This window comes from Methylomarinum sp. Ch1-1 (assembly GCF_030717995.2).
GTDB classification, from domain to species: domain Bacteria; phylum Pseudomonadota; class Gammaproteobacteria; order Methylococcales; family Methylomonadaceae; genus Methylomarinum; species Methylomarinum roseum.
In genome coordinates this window covers 3,907,260-3,928,795 of sequence record NZ_CP157743.1, presented here as the reverse complement: position 1 = coordinate 3,928,795, position 21,536 = coordinate 3,907,260, and the positions used below count along the sequence as shown (strand labels likewise).

Annotated in this window: 10 protein-coding genes; 7 read left to right on the top strand and 3 right to left on the bottom strand. The window is 54.5% G+C overall.

Annotated features, from left to right (window positions below; genetic code table 11):
* Positions 1-44 precede the first annotated feature (44 nt).
* Together Q9L42_RS17905 and Q9L42_RS17900 are read right to left on the bottom strand one after the other, a co-directional pair.
* On the bottom strand, positions 45-614 hold the full coding sequence (locus tag Q9L42_RS17905; protein WP_349431535.1) for a PAS domain-containing protein: 570 nt from the start codon (positions 612-614) through the stop codon (positions 45-47).
* Positions 615-918: 304 nt separating this feature from the next.
* Complete coding sequence (locus Q9L42_RS17900; protein WP_349431534.1) at positions 919-1,233, bottom strand: BON domain-containing protein; 315 nt, start codon at positions 1,231-1,233, stop codon at positions 919-921.
* Positions 1,234-1,871: 638 nt separating this feature from the next.
* Between Q9L42_RS17900 and Q9L42_RS17895 the strand changes: the two genes are divergently transcribed.
* The 5 genes from Q9L42_RS17895 to Q9L42_RS17875 all read left to right on the top strand — a co-directional run bounded on the left by Q9L42_RS17895 (position 1,872) and on the right by Q9L42_RS17875 (position 10,057).
* Positions 1,872-2,915 (top strand): OmpA family protein, encoded by a 1,044-nt coding sequence (locus tag Q9L42_RS17895; RefSeq protein ID WP_305910151.1) that lies wholly within the window; start codon positions 1,872-1,874, stop codon positions 2,913-2,915.
* Between the two features lie 322 nt (positions 2,916-3,237).
* Positions 3,238-3,831 (top strand): BON domain-containing protein, encoded by a 594-nt coding sequence (locus Q9L42_RS17890; RefSeq protein ID WP_349431533.1) that lies wholly within the window; start codon positions 3,238-3,240, stop codon positions 3,829-3,831.
* A complete protein-coding gene (locus tag Q9L42_RS17885; protein ID WP_305907063.1) occupies positions 3,828-4,964 on the top strand; it encodes a DUF1207 domain-containing protein in 1,137 nt (378 codons plus the stop codon). Before Q9L42_RS17890 ends, Q9L42_RS17885 begins: the two co-directional genes overlap by 4 nt.
* 267 nt (positions 4,965-5,231) lie before the next feature.
* Positions 5,232-7,847 (top strand): chemotaxis protein CheB, encoded by a 2,616-nt coding sequence (locus Q9L42_RS17880; RefSeq protein WP_349431532.1) that lies wholly within the window; start codon positions 5,232-5,234, stop codon positions 7,845-7,847.
* Positions 7,844-10,057 carry a putative bifunctional diguanylate cyclase/phosphodiesterase gene (locus Q9L42_RS17875; protein WP_349431531.1) on the top strand — a complete coding sequence of 738 codons (2,214 nt, stop codon included), beginning with the start codon at positions 7,844-7,846 and terminating at the stop codon, positions 10,055-10,057. Before Q9L42_RS17880 ends, Q9L42_RS17875 begins: the two co-directional genes overlap by 4 nt.
* Positions 10,058-10,438: 381 nt before the next feature.
* On the opposite strand, the gene Q9L42_RS17870 is transcribed toward Q9L42_RS17875, so the two are convergent.
* Positions 10,439-11,251, bottom strand: coding sequence for a Crp/Fnr family transcriptional regulator (locus Q9L42_RS17870; protein WP_349432768.1), 813 nt, complete (start codon positions 11,249-11,251; stop codon positions 10,439-10,441).
* 801 nt (positions 11,252-12,052) lie between these two features.
* Here Q9L42_RS17870 and Q9L42_RS17865 point away from each other — a divergent pair.
* Together Q9L42_RS17865 and Q9L42_RS17860 are read left to right on the top strand one after the other, a co-directional pair.
* On the top strand, positions 12,053-12,211 hold the full coding sequence (locus tag Q9L42_RS17865; protein WP_432648859.1) for a DUF3309 family protein: 159 nt from the start codon (positions 12,053-12,055) through the stop codon (positions 12,209-12,211).
* Between the two features lie 580 nt (positions 12,212-12,791).
* Positions 12,792-21,479 (top strand): GH36-type glycosyl hydrolase domain-containing protein, encoded by an 8,688-nt coding sequence (locus Q9L42_RS17860; RefSeq protein WP_349431530.1) that lies wholly within the window; start codon positions 12,792-12,794, stop codon positions 21,477-21,479.
* The last annotated feature ends 57 nt before the right edge of the window (positions 21,480-21,536 follow it).

Sequence of the window (21,536 nt, the reverse complement as noted above, 5' to 3'; positions counted from 1 at the left end):
GGCGGTGCGCTGTCGCTTTGGCGATATGCGATAGCAGCGTTAGCTTAATTCTTCTTTGCCAGATTGCCTTTGCTGATATCGGTCATCGCGACTCGCAACATCGGCGGTGCGTCCGAAGATTCCCTGCGCAGGCAATCAAGATGGGCATGAAACTGGGAGCCATCGGAGCGTTTCATCACCAGAGCGAAGGCTTGTTTTCCAGAGTTGGCAGATTCCATCATGGTTGGTAACAGGCTATACCAATGGTCGCTGTCCTGGGGAGCGACAAACGTCGAGAAACGAAGATTGATCAGTTTGGTGCGTTCATCACCCAGCAATGCAGCCCCTGTCAGGTTAATTTCGCTAATCAGGTCTTCCTGGGTGATGGTGAGGTAGCCGACCGGAGCGAATTCATAAAGATCCCTATAGTGATCTCGCGCTTCTTGCAATGCGTTGTGGGCACTTTGCAACTCCTCGTGCTGCATCTCCAGCTCGATCTTGTGTACCAGTAGTTCATGTAGCAGCATTTCGGCCGGTTTGGTCTTAATTTCTTCGGTAGACAAACTTGCAACTAGGGCCTCAGCCTTTGCTCTTAGTGACTTACGCCGCTCAATCCCATCCCATATTAGGTTCATGTCGTATTCTCACTCTCACTCAGCACGGCCGTCACCAGCAATACCATTATCCCGGCAGCGAGCCCTCTTCTTCCCGCAACGATTCGTTCGACCCAATGGAAGATCGGCCAGGTAGAAAGGACAGAATCAGGGCCCATAAGATGGCCGAGAGAAAAGGGCGCAGCATGACGAAACAGCCTGCGATCAAAGCGATGATCATGGCGATGCCGGCATACCGGCCGAAACGGTTTTCGCTAAGGATCGGGGTTGTCTCTCGCTGCCGAATTGGATACTTTGCCTACTCTTTCAATGAGAGATTCCTCGACTATCTGAGACGCATGGCATTCTTGACCGACTTCACGCCGGCGACGTCGCGAGCGATTTCGACCGCTCTGTCTATACCGGCCTGAGAGTTCACGAATCCGCTCAATTGAACCACGCCCTTGAAGGTTTCAACATTGATCTGGGCAGAACTCAGGTTGGGCTCATTCAATAACTGCGCCTTGACCTTGGTGGTGATGACGCTGTCGTCAACGTATTCGCCGGTTCCCTCGTGCTTTTGCGTCGATGCGCAACCTGCGGCAGTCATTAACGTCAGGGCCAAACAGAATGCGGAAAGTAATCTAATAAGGTGTTTCATAACAAAATCTCCAGTTAAGCACTAATTCCATTAGGCCGTGAAACCTTCCGATACTTCGGGATAAACGGTCTATTTGGATTAGATTTTATTTACAAAAAAGAAAAGCTGACTAAAATTCGACCAAAGATCGGGATTTGTTCCTGAAAACTCTTATTCCTTGCCAAGTACTCACCATTTGACAGCAACTTTCAGCTAAAGAAATCAAGAGAGACTAAAGACCGGCAATTCATCACGGCCAACAAACAAACGTCGGGGCGAGACTGACAGTTGTCTTAAATCCCTGAAAACACTTTAGCCGTAAAACACGTCGCAGTCGGTTCGGTAGCGTACATAATGGCGGGCGGAAGGAGTCCTGTATACGATGAGAAGGGGAGCTGTTCCTTGGCATGATTGGATCATGGCGAATACCTGATGCGCGATGAACTGATCGTCTATTAGAAAAAATTATGCAGTATTTTGTTTTGCAAGACGGCAATGTACGGTGACGCACAGACGACCCACTAATGTTGTTATTAAGCTACGGCTTGAGAGTTTTTAACAACGCTGCTGCGAATCGGCTGCAAGTTATTTGGATATGGCGGCAATGTCATGTGTTTTATGGATTCCCAATTTTTTATTACTTGAGTAAGGAAAATATTATGCTGAAAAAAATGTTATTCGCTATTGCCTCGTTAACTAGCGTCAGTTCCTTGCCGATGGCCCAGGCCGCCGATCAAATTCAAGATGATCGTTGGTATATAGCGCCTTTTGCTTCATTCATCAAAACCGGCGGCGATCGTAAAGCAAGCGACGGCTGGGGAGGCGGGATGGGCTTAGGTAAGATCATCGATCAACATTTCAATGTCGAGCTGAGGGGATTTTATCAAGACTTCGGCGGTACTAACGGCCCCTGGAGCTTGACTGGCGGTACGGCGGATGTCCAGTATTACTTCTTCCGCGATAAATTTTCTCCCTATACTGTCGTCGGCATAGGGGGCATGAACAGTTGTGCTTCCGCTAACTGCGGTGCGGGCTTGATTGGCGAAGCCGGTGTGGGTTTTACCTATGAGCTTCACGACAACTTCCTGCTCCGCAGTGATGTCCGTTATCGTTACAATAACAATCTCAATGCTCACGTACAACCCGGTACAGACGAATTTCATGACATGACGGTTAACGTGGGTTTTGTGATTCCGTTCGGTGACAAGCCGAAACGCCTAGCAAAGGTTGAGAGCTTTACCGCACCAGTCCCGGTTGCCGCTTGTTCCACCCTGGATTCGGATGCCGACGGTGTAAACGACTGTCTGGATCAATGCCCTGGAACCCTCAAAGATGCCACTGTTGACGCCGACGGTTGCATCGTCAGGCTGGTGCTAAAGGGTGTCAATTTCAAATATGATTCGGCCGAGTTGACGCCGACGGCCTTGGGCATTCTGGAGGGTGTTGCGGAAAACCTTGTCGCCTATCCTCAGAAAAACGATATTGAAGTCCAGGGCCACGCCAGCAGCGAAGGCTCCGACGACTACAATATGAGGCTGTCGGAGCGGCGTTCGGCATCCGTTGTTGATTATCTTAAAAGGAAAGGTGTAACCAACAAGCTAATTGCGAAAGGCTACGGTGAAACCCGACCCATTGCCGACAACCATACCGAATCGGGCCGATCAGCAAACCGCCGTATCGAATTGATCTGGCTTGACGACTGATGAGGATTTAACAAATAATGAGTAATCCCCCGGCTATGCCGGGGAGACACCAATACCGGAAAACGGGCTGGAACTTGTTGAGCGCCATCTATGAAAACCAGCTTTACATTGCGGGTTTATATGCCAACCAGTCGCGGCACGAATATCCACGGCTTAAGGCTTTGTGTACGATACCGAACAGACCGCATCGTGGCATGTCGTTAAAATTCCTAACAGTTTGTGCACGACTCAGCGTAGATTCTTGTCTCTGGCCTTTTTACTGCCGTAAGCGCCAATTTGTCATTTGGTGCGCTTTTAACAACTCAACACCAAGGGATAAACCATGAAAACGACGAATGATTGCAAACAAAATAAATTAGCAGAGAGAGTACTCGTGATCGGCTTTTTATCCGCTACGCTCGGGCTGGCGGGTTGCCAACAACAAGAAGAAGGAACAGCAGAAAAAGCTGGAAAAAAAATCGATCGTGCGACTGAAAAGGCCAGTCAGAAAATTGATGCGGCAAAGGAGTCATTGGATCAGAAGACCAGCGAAGCCGGCGAATACATCGATGAATCGGCCGACGCCTCTAGAGAAGGGTTAGAAAAGGCCGGAGAAAAAATTGATCAAACGACAGAGGCCGCAGGAAAAGAACTTGAAAGTGCAAAGGAGGCGTTAAGCGAAAAAGCTGAAACGACCGGAGCATACATCGATGATTCGATGATTACCGCAAAGGTTAAGGCGGCTTTTTTAGCGGATCCTTTGCTCAAGGCTTTTCAAATAGAAGTGACTACGGTCGATGGCATCGTCAAGTTAAGCGGGACCGTGGACTCCGAGCAAAGCATCGGCCGAGCCGTAGAACTTGCTAAAAGCCAGGAAAATGTGAAATCGGTGGCAACCGATCTGATCGTCAATGTAGATTCGCGGAGTAATGAATGATGGCCTATCGTCGATTAAGGTTTGCGCTGGCCATAATGCTGATGCCGGTGGCTCTTGCTCATGCATCGGCTCAGGATGATGCTTACATTGCCGGTTATGCCGCCGGCGTATTGAAACATGGCTTAAAGCTTGATATGCCGCCACTAAATGTCCGGGATGGCGTCATTACTTTGCCGTCTGGCAGTCTGAAAGCCGCCGAACAGGCCGAAGCCGTACAGTTATTATCTGAAATTCCCGGGGTGAATGCGGTAAAAATATCTCAAGCAACCCGTACACAGTCCAAGGACGACACTTCAGGCGCTTTCCAGGTTCCCGGTGATGAGACTGTGTCGGGAACCGAGACGATCATGTTGCCGACAGGACTGCTACCGAGTGGCCATCTTTTCAAGCCGTTACTGGCGGACCCGCGCTGGGCTCATTTCTCGGCCGCTTACCGAAATCACCAGAATAATAATTTTGATGGCAAGGACATAGGCGCAGTCAGTTTCGGTGAAACCATCCCGTTTTATCGAGCAAACATAGGACAATCGACGGCGCAATGGGAAGCAGGGCTTCAGGCAGGGGTCTTCAGCGACTTCAATCTGGGCGCTTCTTCGTCCGATCTGGTCAATACCGATTTTATTGCATCGTTATATTCCAGTCTGCGTGTAGGCCAATTTTCGGCTTTTGCCCGCATCTTCCATCAGAGTTCACATCTTGGCGACGAATTTTTGTTGCGCAAGATCGACTCAAAATTCGAGCGCGTGAACCTTAGCTACGAAGGCCTGGATCTGAGACTGTCTTATGAGCTTCCCTTCGGTGTGCGCATCTATGGCGGTGGAGGCGGGTTGTTTCACAGAGAGCCTTCGGATCTAAAGATTTGGTCGACGCAATACGGCGTTGAATTTCGAAGTCCTTGGCGCATTGACTTTGCCGCCATGCGTCCGGTTGCTGCGGTCGATATCAAGAATTTTGAAGAAAACAAATGGAATACCGATGTATCGGCCAGAGCCGGTGTTGAATTCGAAAATTCAACAGTTTTAGGCCGGAAGCTGCAGATTGTTGTGGAATACTATAACGGCTTCTCTCCGAGTGGGCAGTTTTATAATGATAAAGTGGAATATGTCGGCTTGGGAGCGCATTATTTCTTTTAACCTAACGATCATGGCGCTAGAGCGCCACCCTAGCCAATGAAAGTGTCCGTTCCCTCTCCCAAAGGGCACAGGAGGTTACGGTGTGTCGCTTCGCGACTTTCACAGCAACCCTCGACACACCTACCGCTATTATCCTTGTAGCGGTAGGCCGGAGGATTGAGTCAGAAATATCTTAAGGCGGCTGCTCTCATTCCTGCCGTTTGTGGATAGGAATAATGTGGTGAAAGCAGTGTAGCCATCTAATCAAAATCCGATCGCGTTGAAAAAATGGACAAATCCAACCCTGCGAAGCCAAGTTCGTCTTCGTTAAAGCCAACCGGCAATAAGTCCGAGCCTGCACCGGCCAGCAAGGCATGTATCAATGTTGATGGCACGCCCCCCATTATAGCCATAGGCGCGTCGGCCGGAGGGCTGGACGCTTTGGAACAATTTTTTGCCCCTGTCCCGGCAGACAGCGGCACGGCTTTTGTCGTCATTCAGCACCTCGATCCCACGCATCAAGGCATTCTGCCGGAATTGTTGCAGCGCGCCACGCCGATGAAGGTCTCCCAGGCCGCCAACCGCAGTAAGGTCAAGCCGGGTTGTGTGTATGTGATTCCGTCCAATAAAGATTTGTCGATCCTGCAAGGCAAGCTTCAACTGCTTGATCTGGTCGCACCACGAGGGTTGCATCTGCCGATTGATTCATTCTTCCGGGCACTGGCCGACGACCAGCACGAACGAGCCATCGGCGTGATCCTCTCCGGGATGGGTTCCGACGGAACCTTAGGTCTGCGCGCCATCAAGGAGAACGCAGGCCTGGCGCTGGTGCAATCCCCGGATTCCGCCCAATTCGATGCCATGCCGCGCAGTGCGATCGAGGCCGGACTGGCCGATATCATTGCGCCGCCGCAAGAAATGTGGGCCCGGATATTGGCCTATCTCAAGCACAATCCGAGGGGCGTTCATGCCGTCCCTGAACCGATCCTGGAACTTAAATCGCAAAGCGCTCTGGAGCAGATTGTTATCCTGCTGCGGGAGCAAACCGGCAACGACTTCTCACTCTACAAAAAGAGCACCATTTGCCGCCGCATCGAACGACGCATGGGGCTGCACCAAATCAGCAGCATTGCCAAATACGCGCGCTATCTGGGCGAAAATTCCCAGGAACTGGAGCTATTGTTCAAGGAGCTGCTGATTGGTGTGACTAATTTTTTTCGCGACCAGGCTATATGGGAGACCCTGAAGGCCGACGCCATTCCTGCGTTGTTGGCAGAGTATCCGGCCGGCAAGGCATTGCGGGCCTGGGTTCCGGCTTGCTCGACGGGAGAAGAGGCTTATTCATTGGCCATCGTGTTCAAGGAGGCATTGGCGCAAAGCCAACTCAAACACCGGTTTACCTTGCAAATTTTTGCCACTGACCTTGACCGGGATGCGATTGAGAAGGCTCGGCAAGGATTCTATCCGGCTAACATTGCCGGCGATGTTTCAGCTGAACGTCTTGACCGTTTCTTTAGCGTCGATGGCGACGGCTACCGAATTAACAAAGAAATTCGAGAGATGGTGCTCTTTGCGACTCAAAACGTCATCATGGATCCGCCATTTACCAGACTGGACATCCTCTCCTGCCGTAATCTGCTGATTTATCTGAGTCATGAATTGCAGAAAAAACTGATCCCGCTGTTCCACTATGCGTTGACTGCTCACGGCATTCTGCTGCTCGGCAATGCCGAAACGATTAACGGTTTTAGCCATTTGTTTAAGGTGATCGATAACAAATCACGCTTATACCAGCACCTTGATCAGACTTTCTCGACCGATGTTGATTTTCCCACCCAGTATTTTCCAGCAGCGCCCATGGCTCAACGAGCCAACAACAAAATCAACGCTATCGACAATTTGCAAACGTTGGCAGACCAGCTACTGTTGCAACAGTTCTCACCGGCCGCAGTATTGGTCAATGCCGCCGGCGATATTCTCTACATCAACGGCCGCACCGGCAAATATCTGGAGCCGGCGGCCGGCAAAGCCAATTGGAATATTCACGCGATGGCGCGCGAAGGCCTGCGCTATGAGCTCGCCGGCGCGTTAAAGAAAGCCCAACAACAAGCAGAAGCCGTTCATCTGCCCGGCTTGACGGTAGCCACTGACGGCGGAACCCAAGCGATCGATCTTACGGTGCAGGCGATCGCTCACCCCGAAGCGTTGAGCGGTTTAGTGCTTGTCGTATTTACCGATGTGGCGATGCCAACGGCCGGGAAAGCCTCCCGTAAATCCTCGAATGCGGGACAGAAATTGTTGCAGGTCGAACTGCAACAAGCTCACGAAGAAATACAAACGTTGCGCGAAGAAATGCAGACCTCGCAGGAAGAACTCAGATCTTCCAATGAAGAATTGCAATCGACTAACGAGGAATTGCAGTCCTCTAATGAGGAATTGACGACCTCCAAGGAAGAGATGCAATCGTTGAATGAGGAGCTGCAAACCGTGAATGCGGAACTGCAGGCTAAATTAGACGATCTGTCGCGGGTCAGCAATGATATGAATAATCTGCTCAACAGCATGGAGATCGCCACCGTGTTTCTGGACGACGCGCTCAACATCCGGCGGTTCACCAGTCCCATCACCCATTTGTTCAAGCTGATTGCGGGCGATGTAGGCCGTCCGCTTTCCGATATCTCCACCGACCTGGATTATCCGCAATTACAACAGGATGCACAGGAAGTACTGCGGACTCTGGTATTTGTGGAAAAACAGGTCAGGGCTCGCGATGACCGTTGGTTCAAGGTGCGCATCATGCCGTATCGTACTCAGGACAACCTGATTGATGGTGTGGTTATCACCTTCATCGACATCTCCGAGACCAAAAAGCTGGAAGCGGAATTAAGGAGCAAGCGGCGATGAACAAGTCATCCGACATTAATCAAAATGCGGAGGAACTGCGACAATGTGCGGAACGGAAGCTCGCCGTCAAACCGGAGGCCGCGCCGGACAAGCCGATCGACCCAAACAGGCTGGTGCACGAATTGCAAGTTCATAAGATTGAGCTGGAGCTGCAGAACGAAGCCTTGCGGGAAGCGCGCGCGACCGCTGAACTGGCGTTGGAACGCTATGCCGATCTGTTCGAATTTGCGCCGATCGCTTATTTTATTTTAGGGACTGACGGCCTCATTCGGCAGACCAATTTCCGCGGCGGATTGCTGCTGGGTAGCGAGCGATTTAGGCTGACCGGGCAACATTTTACCGATAGCGTAGCCAACGAATATCGGCCTGTTTTCAAGCGCTTTCTGGAACAAGTGTTTGCGAGTGACGGTCCCCTGCGCTGTGAGATAATCCTAAAAGCTGGCGATATTGTCCGCTGGGTGAGCATCGAGGCGACTGCCGATACCACTTGCCAAAGTTGTCTTGCGGCGGTCTTGGATATCAGTGAACGGAAACGCAGCGAACAAGAACTGCAACTGGCGGCGGCCATATATCGGGTGCTCGAAGAAGCCATGATGGTGACGGATGACAATAACCGAATTGTGGCCGTTAATCCGGCCTTCACCCAGTTGACCGGTTACACGGCGGAAGAAGCCATCGCCCGGCCGGCCTCTCTGCTTAAATCCGAACGTCATGATCAAGCCTTTTACCGGGAACTGTGGGATAGGCTTAAAAATACCGGCCACTGGCAGGGCGAGCTATGGAACCGGCGTAAGAACGGCGATGAATACCTTGTCAGGTTATCCATCAGCACGCTTTACAGTGACAGCGGCGAGGCGATCCGTCGAGTGGCTATGGGTTACGACATCACTGAAAAAAAACGGATGGAGGAAATCATTAGCAAACAGGCAAATATCGACCCTCTTACCGAACTGCCTAATCGGCGTTTGTTCCTTGACCGGTTGCAGCGGGCCGTCAACAAATCCCAGCGCGAGCATCAGAAATTAGCATTGATGTTTCTCGACCTTGACTATTTCAAAGATGTCAACGATACCTTGGGGCACGATGCGGGGGACTGTCTGCTCAGGGAAGCCGCCGAACGCTTGAAAAGCTGCATACGCGGAACCGATACCCTGGCGCGTCCGGGGGGCGATGAATTCACCCTGATTATGAGCGAACTGGATGGACTCGGTAGTATCGATCGTGTCGCCCAGTGTATTCTGCAATCCATGACGGCGCCCTTTCAATTGAAAAATGAACGCTGCTGTGTGTCGGTCAGTATCGGCATAGCACTGTTTCCGGATGATGCCGGCAACCTGGAGGAATTGCTCAAGAAAGCCGACCAGGCCATGTATACCGCCAAGCAACAGGGACGCAGCCGTTTTTGTTACTTCACGCCAGCCATGCAAGAATCGGCGGAGAATCGCTTGCGGTTGACCAATGATTTACGCTACGCACTGGCCGATAAGCAAATCTGGTTGGCTTACCAACCCATTGTGGAATTGGCGACAGGCGTTATTCAAAAAGCCGAAGCGCTGATACGCTGGCAGCATCCCACGCGCGGTCTGATCAGTCCAGCGGAATTTATCCCCATCGCCGAAGATACCGGCATGATTATTGAGATAGGCAACTGGGTGTTCCATCAAGCGGCCCATCAAGTAGCCCTGTGGCGCAGCAAGCACTGCCCGAACTTTCAGATCAGTATCAATAAATCCCCGGCACAGTTCTACAGCAACAGCGACAGCCTGATCTACTGGCTAGATTACTTGCAACAGCTCGACTTGTCGGGTGATTCCATTTTGGTGGAAATTACCGAAGGGCTGTTGCTGAATGCTTCGGCCATGGTCTCGGAAAAATTGCTCGCATTCAAAGACGCCGGCATACAGGTATCGCTCGACGACTTCGGTACCGGCTATTCGTCACTCTCCTACCTGAAAAAGTTCGACATCGATTACCTGAAAATCGATCAATCTTTTGTCAGCAATCTGACCGCGAACTCCACCGATTTGGTGTTATGCGAGGCGATGATCCTGATGGCCAACAAGCTGGGCATGAAGGTTATCGCCGAAGGGATAGAGACGGCGGAGCAGCGCGATTTGCTGATGCAAGCGGGTTGTGATTACGGACAAGGTTGTCTGTTTTCCAGTCCGGTGTCTGCCGAGGAGTTTGAAAAGTTATTTCAAGCCGAATAGCGTTTTCTAATTTCGCATAGCGACATGCGGACTACTTGCGCCGCGGCTCCGCCAAAGTCTGCCCGTAGGAGGCCCGCCCTCGGGCCGAATGGCTCTTTTCGCGCCGAGGGCGGCGCTCCTACGCAAAGCACCGCCTTGCCTTCGGATGTTGAACAGCGTGAAGCGCATCAAAAACCGGTGCGCTTCCTATCGTCAGCACACCCTACCCGCACCGTAGGGCGGCTTCGCGAAGCAAGCCGCCAAAAACCGCCTCCGGGGCAAAATTGGCCGTGTACGCGGGGCGGGTTATTTAATTCATGTCGGACTCCTGGTAAAGGAAAGGAGTCCATATCATCATCCTGCCTGACGTATTTGTTGTTAATTTTCTGTTTTGCCACTCATTCATTTAATGAGGTAGCCCTGAGTGGCCAGGAATATATCGGTGACATGGAAACTGTCCGAGTGCGCCCGGTCGCCCCCTGTGTCAGGGTGGGGGGGGGGGAGCAGACGATCGAATTCCATTTTAACCACGCGGTAACACTCGCAGACGCGCGCTTCCAATCCCGGCCGATCCAGCACCGTGATACGGCCTCGGCAATAATGAATCAAGCCCGCTTTCTGCAATTTTATGGCGGCCTCGGTGACGCCTTCGCGGCGCACGCCCAGCATATTGGCGATCAGTTCCTGGGTCATGGCTAACTCGTTCGATGAGAGTCGGTCTAGGCTGAGTAGTAGCCAGCGACAAAGTTGCTGATCCACCGAATGATGGCGATTGCAGACCGCCGTCTGTGCCATCTGGGTAATCAGCGCCTGGGAATAGCGCAGCAACAAATTATTCAATGCGCCGGTACGGCGTCCCCCGGAGCGGTCGAACTCCTTCAGCAGCAAATGCTTCCGCAGTCGGTAGCTGTGGCCTGCGCTTTGCACGACGGCCCGATTAGGCATGGTTTCGCCACCCATGAAGAGGGCGACGCCGAGCATGCCATCGTTACCGACCACGGCGATTTCGGCTGACGCGCCATTTTCCAAGACATAAAGCAACGATACGATGTTGGTTGTCGGGAAATAGGCGTGACTCAAAATGTCGCTGGACTCGTAAATGACTTCTCCGAGCGGTAGCGCGACCTCTTCTAGATGAGGGGCAAGGCGTTCGTAAACGGCTGCGGGCAGTAAGTTGAGAAGGAGGTTTTGTCTGTTAGCATCCTGACTCGTCATCGGCAATCTCAGAATTTGTAGGTTAAGTTCGAACGGTTCAATCGTTGCGATCAACGAAAAATTCCTGGTTAAACGTATGGGATACAGTCAATAAATTGTAGCACATGATGTTTGGTTCAGGGGAAGTCCGTGCGTTACCCCGGCAAGCCGGTCTTAGAAAACTGTGAGGGACGGCGCCTTGCAGCTTACCAATCCCTATAGGGCAGCGACTGCGGTTTTATGTGCGTTACCGTACCGACGATGCTAAATATTGCTGTTAAATTATTTTCCAGATAGCGAAGAGATGAGCGGGGTGCTTAACCACAAAACGGGTTTCTTGCCAGATGATATCGGCTTAATCGAACTGTAATTATTCAGCGTAGTTTTATAAGAGGGAGTAGGTTATTGATTTATCGGGCTGTCTGCAACAGGACGTTGCAGTCAGAGCTTACAGGGAAGTATTCACGCGTCCCGAGAAATCAATGACCTACTGCCTAAAACCCGAAAGATACTGAATAGTTACATCGAACTTAAACCGGCGCCAGCCCGACAGTCCCTATCAATAACAACGGGAATTCCATGAAAACCAAAGGCTTGGGCGGCGGTCAACCAAACCGCGGATAAGGTTTGGGATGACCTCAGGTCCGGCATAGCCAATGCGGCTTCCAAATTCAAGTGAGCCAATGACGAGGGAGTGTCCGGGAGCCGGGCTCGGGGTGACGCCGGCATCGGTGTATTTGATCCTCGTCGGATCCTGGGCTCATGCACCAGAATCTTACGTGAGGCGCTATCCAAGAATCTTTATCCTAACAGGAGTCTGTCATGTCAATCGGTACAATCTTACTCGTCATTCTTATCCTGATCCTCGTTGGCGTTATTCCTGTCTGGCCGTATAGCCGGGGATGGGGGTATGGGCCCAGCGGCGGACTCGGGGCAATACTGATCATCTTACTGATCCTGGTCTTATTGGGCGTAATCTAGCCGCGAAGGGCTTTTCCGCTATGCGGGTCAACTACCGGGCGCTGAGAGACCAGGGCTACCTCATTAAATGAATGAGTGGCAAAAAATACGCCTAAAGTAAGTTAAACGTTTAGGGCGGGTTAAATACCCCACCCCGCGTGCACGGCCAATTTTGCCCCGGTGGCGGTTTTTGGCGGCTTGCTTCGCGAAGCCGCCCTACGATGCGGTAGGGTGTGCTGACGATAGGAAGCGCACCGGTTTTTGATGCGCTTCACGCTGTTCAACATCCGAAGGCAAGACGGTGCTTTGCGTAGGAGCGCCGCCCTCGGCGCGAAAAGAGCCATTCGGCCCGAGGACGGGCCTCCTACGGGCAGACTTTGGCGGAGCCGCGGCGCAAGTAGTCCGCATATCGCTATGCGAAATGCGGGTCAACGAGGTCCTGAACGATTCAGCCGTGACTAGCGTAAGTTAAACGTTTGGGGCGGGTTAAATAACCCGCCCCGCCCAGCCCCTAAAGCAATATGAGGTTATCGCTTTAGTGAGTCGATCAATCACAAAGTAGGCGCTCGCGTATTTTTATTTGAGCTTGGAGAAGTAAACCATGGCTAGGCGACGAGATCAAAGGCGACGTGTTAGGCTCGATCATCCGGGAGGTGACGAAGCGCCCATCCGTTTCGAGTTGTTTAGCACCGAACGACTGGAACAGCATGCGGTGAGTTTGGCGAAAGCGCAAAAAATCAGTGACCGTAATAAAGGGAAGCAACTGATCCCTAGGGTGCGCGAGAATTCCTGGGTGTTGCTGGAAGCTTACCAAGCCGTCGCCAAGGAGGTCCGTGGGCAACACTCCATCACGCCGGCGGCCGAATGGCTCCTGGATAATTTTCATGTGATCGAAGAGCAGGTCGCTGACATTCAAATCGATTTGCCGGAATCCTATTATCGGGAACTGCCCAAGTTGGCAGAGGGCGTACTGGCTGGTTATCCTCGCATCTACGGCATCGCCTGGGCCTTGGTGGCCCATACTGACAGTCGCTTCGACCCGGGGTTGCTGACGCATTTCGTACGGGCCTATCAAAACGTTCAACCTCTGACGCTGGGCGAATTATGGGCGATACCGATTACGCTGCGGGTATTGCTGGTCGAGAATCTGCGCCGTTTGGCGGTTCGCATCATGCGCTCCCAAAACGGCCGTCGGTTGGCGGATGAGTATGTCGATCAGGTCGAGCAGCACGCCGCTCAAAGCGATAAGGCGGAATTGCCGCTTCCTGTGCCGGAATTGCCCGCCGCCGAATTGCGTCAAGCCTACGCGGTTCAAATTCTGCAGCGTTCGCACGATCCTCATTCGGGCACCGCGTTGTCCCTCGATTTCCTGAATGACTGGTTGGACGAGCAAGGCGTCAGTCTCGATGAAATCGTGCACCGGGAACACGCCGGCCAGATCGCAGATAACTGGACGGTCCGTAACATCATCATCAGCATGCGCGCCATCACCGCGTTCGAATGGCCTCGGTTCGTCGAGGAGGCGAGCCTGGTGGATGCCTGTCTGCGCACTCACGAAGGTTACGCGGCAATGGATTTTCTGACCCGCGATCGTTACCGCCACGCCATTGAAGATCTCGCCAAGCGCTCGCCGTATTCGGAGGTGGAGATCGCCCGCAGGGTGATCGCCAAGGTTCAGGGCGCCAAAGAACAATTCCCCAGCGACGAACGCTTGCAGGAACCGGGCTACTACTTGATCAGTGCCGGCCGTTACGCGTTCGAACCGGAAGTCGGCTTTCGACCTTCGTTCAAGCAATGGCTGCTGCGCGCCTATATCGCTCACACTGAATTCGCTTATGTGGGCAGTCTCGGCCTGGCGACACTGTTGCTGATGACACTGCTTTCGAGTGTCTGTATCGCCGCCGGGCTCAGCGGCTTTCAGCTGTTCCTGCTGATGCTGCTCGGCGCGTTTCCGGCATCGGATATCGCCGTCGGCCTGCTGAACCGGCTCATCATTGCCGGCTTTCCGCCATTCCATCTGCCAAGGCTCGACCTGAAGGATGGTGGTGTGCCACAGAGTTTGAGCACCTATGTCGTCGTCCCGACGCTATTCACCAGTGAGTCCGGGGTTAAGGAACAGGTCGAGCAGATGGAAATACGCTATCTGTCCAATCCGGATGGTGAGGTGCGCTTTGCCTTGTTGTCCGACTGGCGAGATGCGGAGCAGGAAACCCTGCCCAACGATGAGCAGTTATTGAATATAGCGACTAGCGCAGTCGCCGCACTCAATGCCAAGTATGGCGAACAGCGCTTTTTTGTGTTCCACCGTAAACGCTTGTGGAATCCCGGCGAAGGCAAGTGGATGGGGTGGGAACGCAAGCGCGGCAAGCTGCATGAGTTCAATCGCCTATTGCGGGGCGCTGTCGATACATCTTTCCTGCCGATTGACGGCAAGCCTGCCGTGGCTCCCCCCGGCGTTTGTTATGTCATTACCCTCGATGCCGACACCAAGTTGCCGATGGGTATCGTCGCTCAATTGGTAGGGGTGGCCGCCCATCCATTGAATCGGCCGGTGTTCGACTCCAAATCCCAGCGTGTCGTGAATGGCTACGGTATTCTCCAGCCACGCGTGACGTCCACTCTGCCGCAGCGACAGGAGCGTTCGCTATTTCACCGGATGTTTGCCGGCGCTTCCGGCACCGACGCCTACGCCAGCTCGGTATCCGAACTTTATCAGGATCTGTTCGCACTCGGCACTTACAGCGGCAAAGGTCTGTATCACGTCGACAGCTTCGAAGCTGCGCTGGCCGGACGAGTGCCGGACAATACTCAGCTCAGTCATGATTTATTCGAGAGCGTCTACGTGCGTTGCGCGTTGGTAAACGATCTCGAGTTTTTCGAGGAATTCCCATCCCACACCGAGGTCGCCGCATCACGGGAGCACCGTTGGGCACGGGGTGATTGGCAACTGTTACCTTGGATATTCGGAACCCGCGGCAAGGATCTCCCGATGATCGGGCGCTGGAAGATGCTCGACAATTTGCGCCGATCCCTATCGGCTCCGGCTGCCTTTTTTATGTTGGTCGCATCTTGGACTATCCCGCATGCACCGCAGGCTTTTCTAGTCGGATTTGTGTTGGCGGCAATAGGCTTACCCGCGATTATGGCGAGCATGGGTATCTTCATCTGGCCCCGGCCGGGCATCTCGCTGGGCACCCATCTGCGAGCGGCGGTTGAAAATGTGCTTTGGGCGCTAGGCAACAGTCTGGTGGCGCTGACTTTACTCGCCCAACATGCCTGGATGATGCTGGACGCCATCGGCAGTACATTAGTGAGGCTGTTTATTACTCGGCGCCAATTGTTGAGGTGGGTCACCGCCCTGCAGGCAAAGGAAACGGCCGGTCATGCGCTAACGAGCCTGATCCGACCCTTAAGCCACTCGTCAATAGTGGTGATTGGCGCCGGCGGCATAGTTTTGTTTCTCAATCCGGCCGGAATCATGTTCGCGGCACCGTTTCTGCTGTTATGGTGGTTGGCGCCGGTTATTGCTCGCGGGCTGAGTCTCCCGCCCGGACTCGATCGGGCCGAGTCCCTGCAGCCCGAGGATACCGTGCAATTGCGCTTGACCGGTCGGCGTATTTGGCGTTTTTTCACCACTTTCGTAACGGCGGAGGAAAACCATCTGCCGCCGGATAATTTTCAGGAAACCCCTGATCCCGTCATTGCTCATCGCAGCTCGCCGACCAATTTCGGCCTCTACTTGCTGTCCGTGGCGGCCGCCCGGGATTTCGGCTGGCTCGGACTGATCGACACCGTCGACCGGCTCGAAGCCACGCTGACGACACTCAACGCGCTGCCGCGTCTACACGGCCATTTTTATAATTGGTACGATACCCGCGATCTGCACATGCTGGAACCCCGGTATGTATCGACCGTGGACAGCGGCAATCTGGCGGCGCATCTATTGGCGCTGGCCGAGGTCTGTCGGGAAACGCTGAGACGGCCGCTTGCGTTGGCCACCGCGCAGACCGGTCTGACGGATACGTGTCGACTGTTCATGGCGGCTCTCGCCGAAATCACTGATGACCGGCGTACGCATACGGTTACTCTGAAAGAGCTGCGTCAGCAAGGAACCGTGCTCGAAGAACTGCTGGCAAGCCATCCAGCCGATCTGGCCGGTTGGAGTCACCTGTGGCGGCAGTTGACACTGGTCGCCGATACTCAGCTAGACCTGGCGCGCGCCTATGCCGACGAACGCGGCGATGCGGACGACAGTGAAGTGCTGGCATGGGCGACCTTGTTGCGCGATGATATTCGTTCTCACGCACGCGATGTGGAAAGTCTGGTTCCCTGGATCAATTTCGCGGGCCCTCTTCCTGCGGGGCTTAGGAAACAGCTGACCCTGGATCTCCGCCTGAGTGACTTCTCCGGCTGTTACGCTTTGGCTTTGGCTGAGTTCGAGGTAATGCCGGAGGGAATCCTGGCGCTCGATGAGAAAAATGCGCTGGCGGTGCTGCTGCGGCGCGCCGGAGAGCAAGCGGATCAACTCACGAAACGGCTGGAGGGCATGACGGCCCAGTTGGAAACTTTGTTCCAAGAGATGGATTTTCGTTTTCTCTATGACCCGGATTGTCACATGTTCTCGCTCGGTTACCGTGTGACGGAGGGAGCCCTCGATACCAGCTATTACGATCTGCTGGCTTCCGAGGCGCGCCTTTCCAGCTTCATCGCGATCGCCAAGCGCGATGTGCCGAGCGCCCATTGGCTTCATCTTGGCCGCCGGGTGACACGCGCCGCGCATGGCGCCGTGTTGCTGTCATGGTCGGGATCGATGTTCGAATATCTGATGCCTTCCCTGGTGACCTTTACCCCACGTTACAGTCTGCTGGATCAGACCTGCCGCTTGGTGGTGCAGCGGCAGATCGAATATGGCCAGGAACGGGGCGTGCCGTGGGGCATTTCGGAGTCGGCTTTCAATGGCCGCGACCTGTTCCTCACCTATCAGTATGCCGCTTTCGGCGTGCCCGGCCTCGGGATGAAGCGGGGACTCGGCGAAGAATTGGTGGTTGCCCCCTATGCAACGGCCTTAGCGGCGATGTACCTGCCGCATGCCGCAGTGGAAAATTTCGCGCGTTTGCAAAAGGAAGGGGCTCTGGGTCGCTTTGGCTTCTACGAGGCGCTCGATTATACTCCGATCCGGCTTGCGGAAGGCCAGCGGGTGGCGGTGGTGCGTTGCTATATGGCCCACCACCAGGGTATGTCGCTGGTGGCTTTCACTAATGCGGTGCATGACGGTGCGATGCGGCATCGCTTCCATCGCGCGCCGTTGATCCAGGCGGCCGATTTGTTGCTGCAGGAACGCATCCCACGCGGTGCGGAGTCCAGCACCCTACCGTTGCTGCAGGCCCTCGCCGAAGTCAAGGAAACCGTGCAACCACCGGTTCGGCGCGTGCCTTCGCCGATGTCGTCGGCGCCTTCCACGCACCTATTGTCCAACGGCCGTTACTCGGTAATGATCACCGCCGCCGGATCGGGTTACAGTCTTTGGCGTAATTTGGCGGTAACCCGTTGGCGCGAAGACGTGACAAAGGATGCTTGGGGCAGTTATCTTTATCTGCGCGATGTCGCAAGCAACCAGGTGTGGTCTGCTGGCTACCAGCCGACGGCGAAGCCTCCCGACGGCTATGAAGTGCTCTTTGTCGAAGACCGTGCGCGCATCACTCGTACCGACGGTGACTTGGTCAGTACGTTGGAGATTGTCGTCTCTCCCGAGGATGATGCGGAAATCCGCCGCCTGAGTTTGACCAATAATGGCATGCGCACACGCGAAATCGAAATCACCTCCTATGCGGAGGTGGTACTTGCAGCTATGCCTGCAGACATCTCGCATCCGGCCTTTTCCAATCTATTCGTCCACACCGAGTTTCTGTCCCATAGCCATGCACTGATTGCGCAGCGACGCCAGCGTGCGGCCAGCGGCCCTAACCTTTGGGCGGTTCATGTGCTGGCCGAACGCCAGACCGGCGACGGGCTCCAATACGAAACCGATCGGGCCCGCTTTGTCGGGCGCGGACAAACCCTGCGGGAACCGATTGCGGTGATGGATGGCCGCCCGCTGACCAATACGGTGGGCGCGGTTCTCGATCCGATATTCAGTCTCCGCACGCGAGTGAGCATCGCCGCGGGTGCAACCGTACACGTGACTTTCACCACGCTGGTCGCCGCCTCGCGTCAAGCGGCGGAGGAACTGGCCGACAAATACCACAACGTGTCTGTATGGGACCGCGTGTCCGCCTTGGCCTGGACTCACGCCCATGTGCAGTTGCATTATTTGCGCACCAAACCGGATGAGGCTCAGCTATTTCAGGATCTGGCTAACCATTTGATCTATGCCGATTCCTCGCTGCGGCCACCCAATAAGTTAATGCGGATGAATACCTTGAACGTCACCGAGCTGTGGCGGTTTGGTATCTCGGGCGATCGACCCATTGTCTTGTTGAGGGTCACCGAGCCCGAAGACCGCGCCATCGTTGAACAGTTGCTTCGCGCCCACGAATATTGGTGCATCAAGGGGCTTGCCGTCGACTTGGTGATCTTGAACGAAAAGGAGTTGTCTTACGCCGACGATCTGCAGACTCTGCTGGAGGGTATGGTGCGGGAAAATCAGGCGCATTCTGGCCATCATGAGCATAATGGCCAGGCCGGGATTTTTGTGCTGCGGATCGACCAGATTTCGTCGGAACAACGAAGGTTGCTGCAAACGGCCGCGCGCGCGGAGCTGGTCAGCAGTCGGGGTACCTTGGCCGAACAACTGTTGCGCCGCCGCCGACCGGGGGGGGATTTCATCGCGCCTAAAGCGTTGTCCGCTCCCGACGCCGATTCACCCGCATTGGCGCTACCTTCGCTAGAATGCTTCAACGGACTCGGCGGTTTTGCCGAAAACGGAAGCGAATACGTGATCGTGCTCGATCAGGGCCAGTGGACTCCGGCCCCCTGGGTCAATGTGATCGCCAATGCCGAGTTCGGCTTTATGGTTTCGGAGTTGGGCAGCGGTTGCACCTGGTCCGGTAACAGCCGCGAAAATCAGTTGACGCCCTGGTCGAACGACCCGGTCAGCGATCCACCTGGAGAAGTGTTCTATTTGCGTGACGATGAGACGAACGAATTATGGAGCCCGACCGTTCTGCCGATCCGGGTCGACAATGCCAGTTACCTGATTCGCCACGGGCAAGGCTATAGCCGTTTCGAGCATGCGTCCCACGGGATTCATAGTGAGCTGCTGCAATTCGTCAGTCCGGACGATCCGGTCAAGATCTCGGTTTTGACGCTGACGAACGTTTCCGGGCGAGCCCGTAAGCTGACAGTCGCGGCTTACGTAGAATGGGTGCTAGGCGCTTCGCGGTCAGTGACCGCTGCGCATGTCATCACCGAACATGACCCGGAAACGGGAGCCCTGTTTGCTTATAATTCATGGGATGCGGAATTCGGCCAGCGTATCGCCTTCGCCGATCTCGGCGGGCTGCAGAGCGGATGGACTGCCGATCGGGTCGAATTCATCGGCCGCAACGGCTGCCTAGATGCACCTGCGGGCTTGCTGGCTGTCAAGGCGCTGAAAAATCGGGCAGGTGCCGGACTGGATCCTTGCGCGGCAATGGAGTCGGAGATCGAACTCGAGTCTAACGGGCGCGCCGAGATCGTCTTTCTGCTGGGGCAGGGCAATGACCGCGGCCATGCTCGTGAGTTGGTCCGGCGCTATCGAGCGACCGATATGGCGTCAATCTTTATCCAAGTGAAGCAGTCGTGGGAACAAGTGCTAGGCAAGGTTCAGGTGAAAACGCCGGACCAGGAACTCGATCTACTGTTAAACCGTTGGTTGCTGTATCAATCCCTGAGTTGCCGCTTATGGGCCAGAGCCGCTTTTTATCAGGTGGGCGGGGCATTTGGTTTTCGCGATCAACTGCAGGATTGCATGGCCTTGGCGGTCGCCCGGCCCGACCTGACCCGCGCTCATCTTCTGCGCGCTGCTGCGCGCCAGTTCAACGAGGGCGATGTGCAACATTGGTGGCATCCACCGACCGGGCGCGGCGTGCGGACCCGTTTTTCCGACGATCGAATCTGGCTGCCTTATGCCGTATCTCATTATATCAAGGTGAGCGGCGATTTCGAGGTACTGGACGAGAGGGTTCCGTTTCTGGAAGGGCCCATGCTGGAGCCGGAGCAGGATGACGCTTATTACCAGCCGACCGAGTCACTGCAACAAGCCAGCCTGTTCGAGCACTGCGCACGGACGCTCGATTTGAGCCTGGCAACAGGTTCGCACGGGTTGCCGCTGATGGGTAGCGGCGACTGGAATGACGGCATGAATCGGGTCGGCAACCAGGGTAAGGGCGAGAGCGTTTGGCTGGCGTGGTTTCTGATTGCTACGCTGTCCGAATTCGCCAGCGTGGCGGAGAGGAGGGGGGCGTGGGAACGGGCCAGCCGCTGGCGCGCACACGCCAGCCAACTGAAGGCTGCGGTGGAAGCTGAAGGATGGGACGGAGCGTGGTATCGGCGCGCTTATTATGATGACGGTACGCCTCTCGGCTCCGCCGTCAATTCCGAGTGCCGCATCGATTCGATCGCGCAGAGCTGGGGTGTTATGTCCGGCGCCGCCGAGACCGAAAGAGCGCGGCGAGCGATGGCTTCGGTCCGTGAATACCTGGTTCGCTATGGCGATGACCTGATATTGCTGTTTACCCCGCCCTTCGACAACACCGAGCGGGATCCGGGATATATCAAAAGCTATCCGCCTGGCATAAGGGAAAACGGTGGGCAATATACCCACGCAGCCATCTGGTCAGTCATTGCCTTTGCCATGCTCGGTGAAGGTGATCAGGCGGCGGAATTGCTGCGCATACTGAATCCGGTCAAGCGCACGAGCACCCGGACCGGCGTTTATGCCTATAAAGTCGAACCGTATGTGCTGGCGGCGGACATCTATGCCGAGCCACCCCACGTCCGACGAGGCGGTTGGACCTGGTATACGGGAGCCGCGGGGTGGTTTTATCGTGCTGGCATGGAATGGATATTAGGATTAAACGTCCGCGCCGACAAGTTGGTTTTTGATCCCTGTATTCCCAAGAGTTGGAGCGGTTACAGCATTGTTTATCAGCACGAAACGACCCGCTATGAAATCTCGGTTGAAAATCCGAATGGGGTGGCGCGTGGTATCGCCATGATAGAGCTGGACGGAGTACGCCAGACAAACGGTAATAGCATTACTTTACAGGAGGACAAGCAGTTGCATCAGGTGCGGGTGGTGCTGGGTTAATCATTTGGCATGATTTCTTGTTCCGTGCGCCGCCGCGATTCAATCTTGGGTATGGAA

What these genes read in the sequence shown, in the direction of transcription:
- Q9L42_RS17905 (WP_349431535.1), bottom strand. Translation starts at nt 614, where the DNA reads ATGAACCTAATATGGGATGGGATTGAGCGGCGTAAGTCACTAAGAGCA.
- Q9L42_RS17900 (WP_349431534.1), bottom strand. Translation starts at nt 1,233, where the DNA reads ATGAAACACCTTATTAGATTACTTTCCGCATTCTGTTTGGCCCTGACG.
- Q9L42_RS17895 (WP_305910151.1), top strand. Translation starts at nt 1,872, where the DNA reads ATGCTGAAAAAAATGTTATTCGCTATTGCCTCGTTAACTAGCGTCAGT.
- Q9L42_RS17890 (WP_349431533.1), top strand. Translation starts at nt 3,238, where the DNA reads ATGAAAACGACGAATGATTGCAAACAAAATAAATTAGCAGAGAGAGTA.
- Q9L42_RS17885 (WP_305907063.1), top strand. Translation starts at nt 3,828, where the DNA reads ATGATGGCCTATCGTCGATTAAGGTTTGCGCTGGCCATAATGCTGATG.
- Q9L42_RS17880 (WP_349431532.1), top strand. Translation starts at nt 5,232, where the DNA reads ATGGACAAATCCAACCCTGCGAAGCCAAGTTCGTCTTCGTTAAAGCCA.
- Q9L42_RS17875 (WP_349431531.1), top strand. Translation starts at nt 7,844, where the DNA reads ATGAACAAGTCATCCGACATTAATCAAAATGCGGAGGAACTGCGACAA.
- Q9L42_RS17870 (WP_349432768.1), bottom strand. Translation starts at nt 11,251, where the DNA reads ATGACGAGTCAGGATGCTAACAGACAAAACCTCCTTCTCAACTTACTG.
- Q9L42_RS17865 (WP_432648859.1), top strand. Translation starts at nt 12,053, where the DNA reads ATGTCAATCGGTACAATCTTACTCGTCATTCTTATCCTGATCCTCGTT.
- Q9L42_RS17860 (WP_349431530.1), top strand. Translation starts at nt 12,792, where the DNA reads ATGGCTAGGCGACGAGATCAAAGGCGACGTGTTAGGCTCGATCATCCG.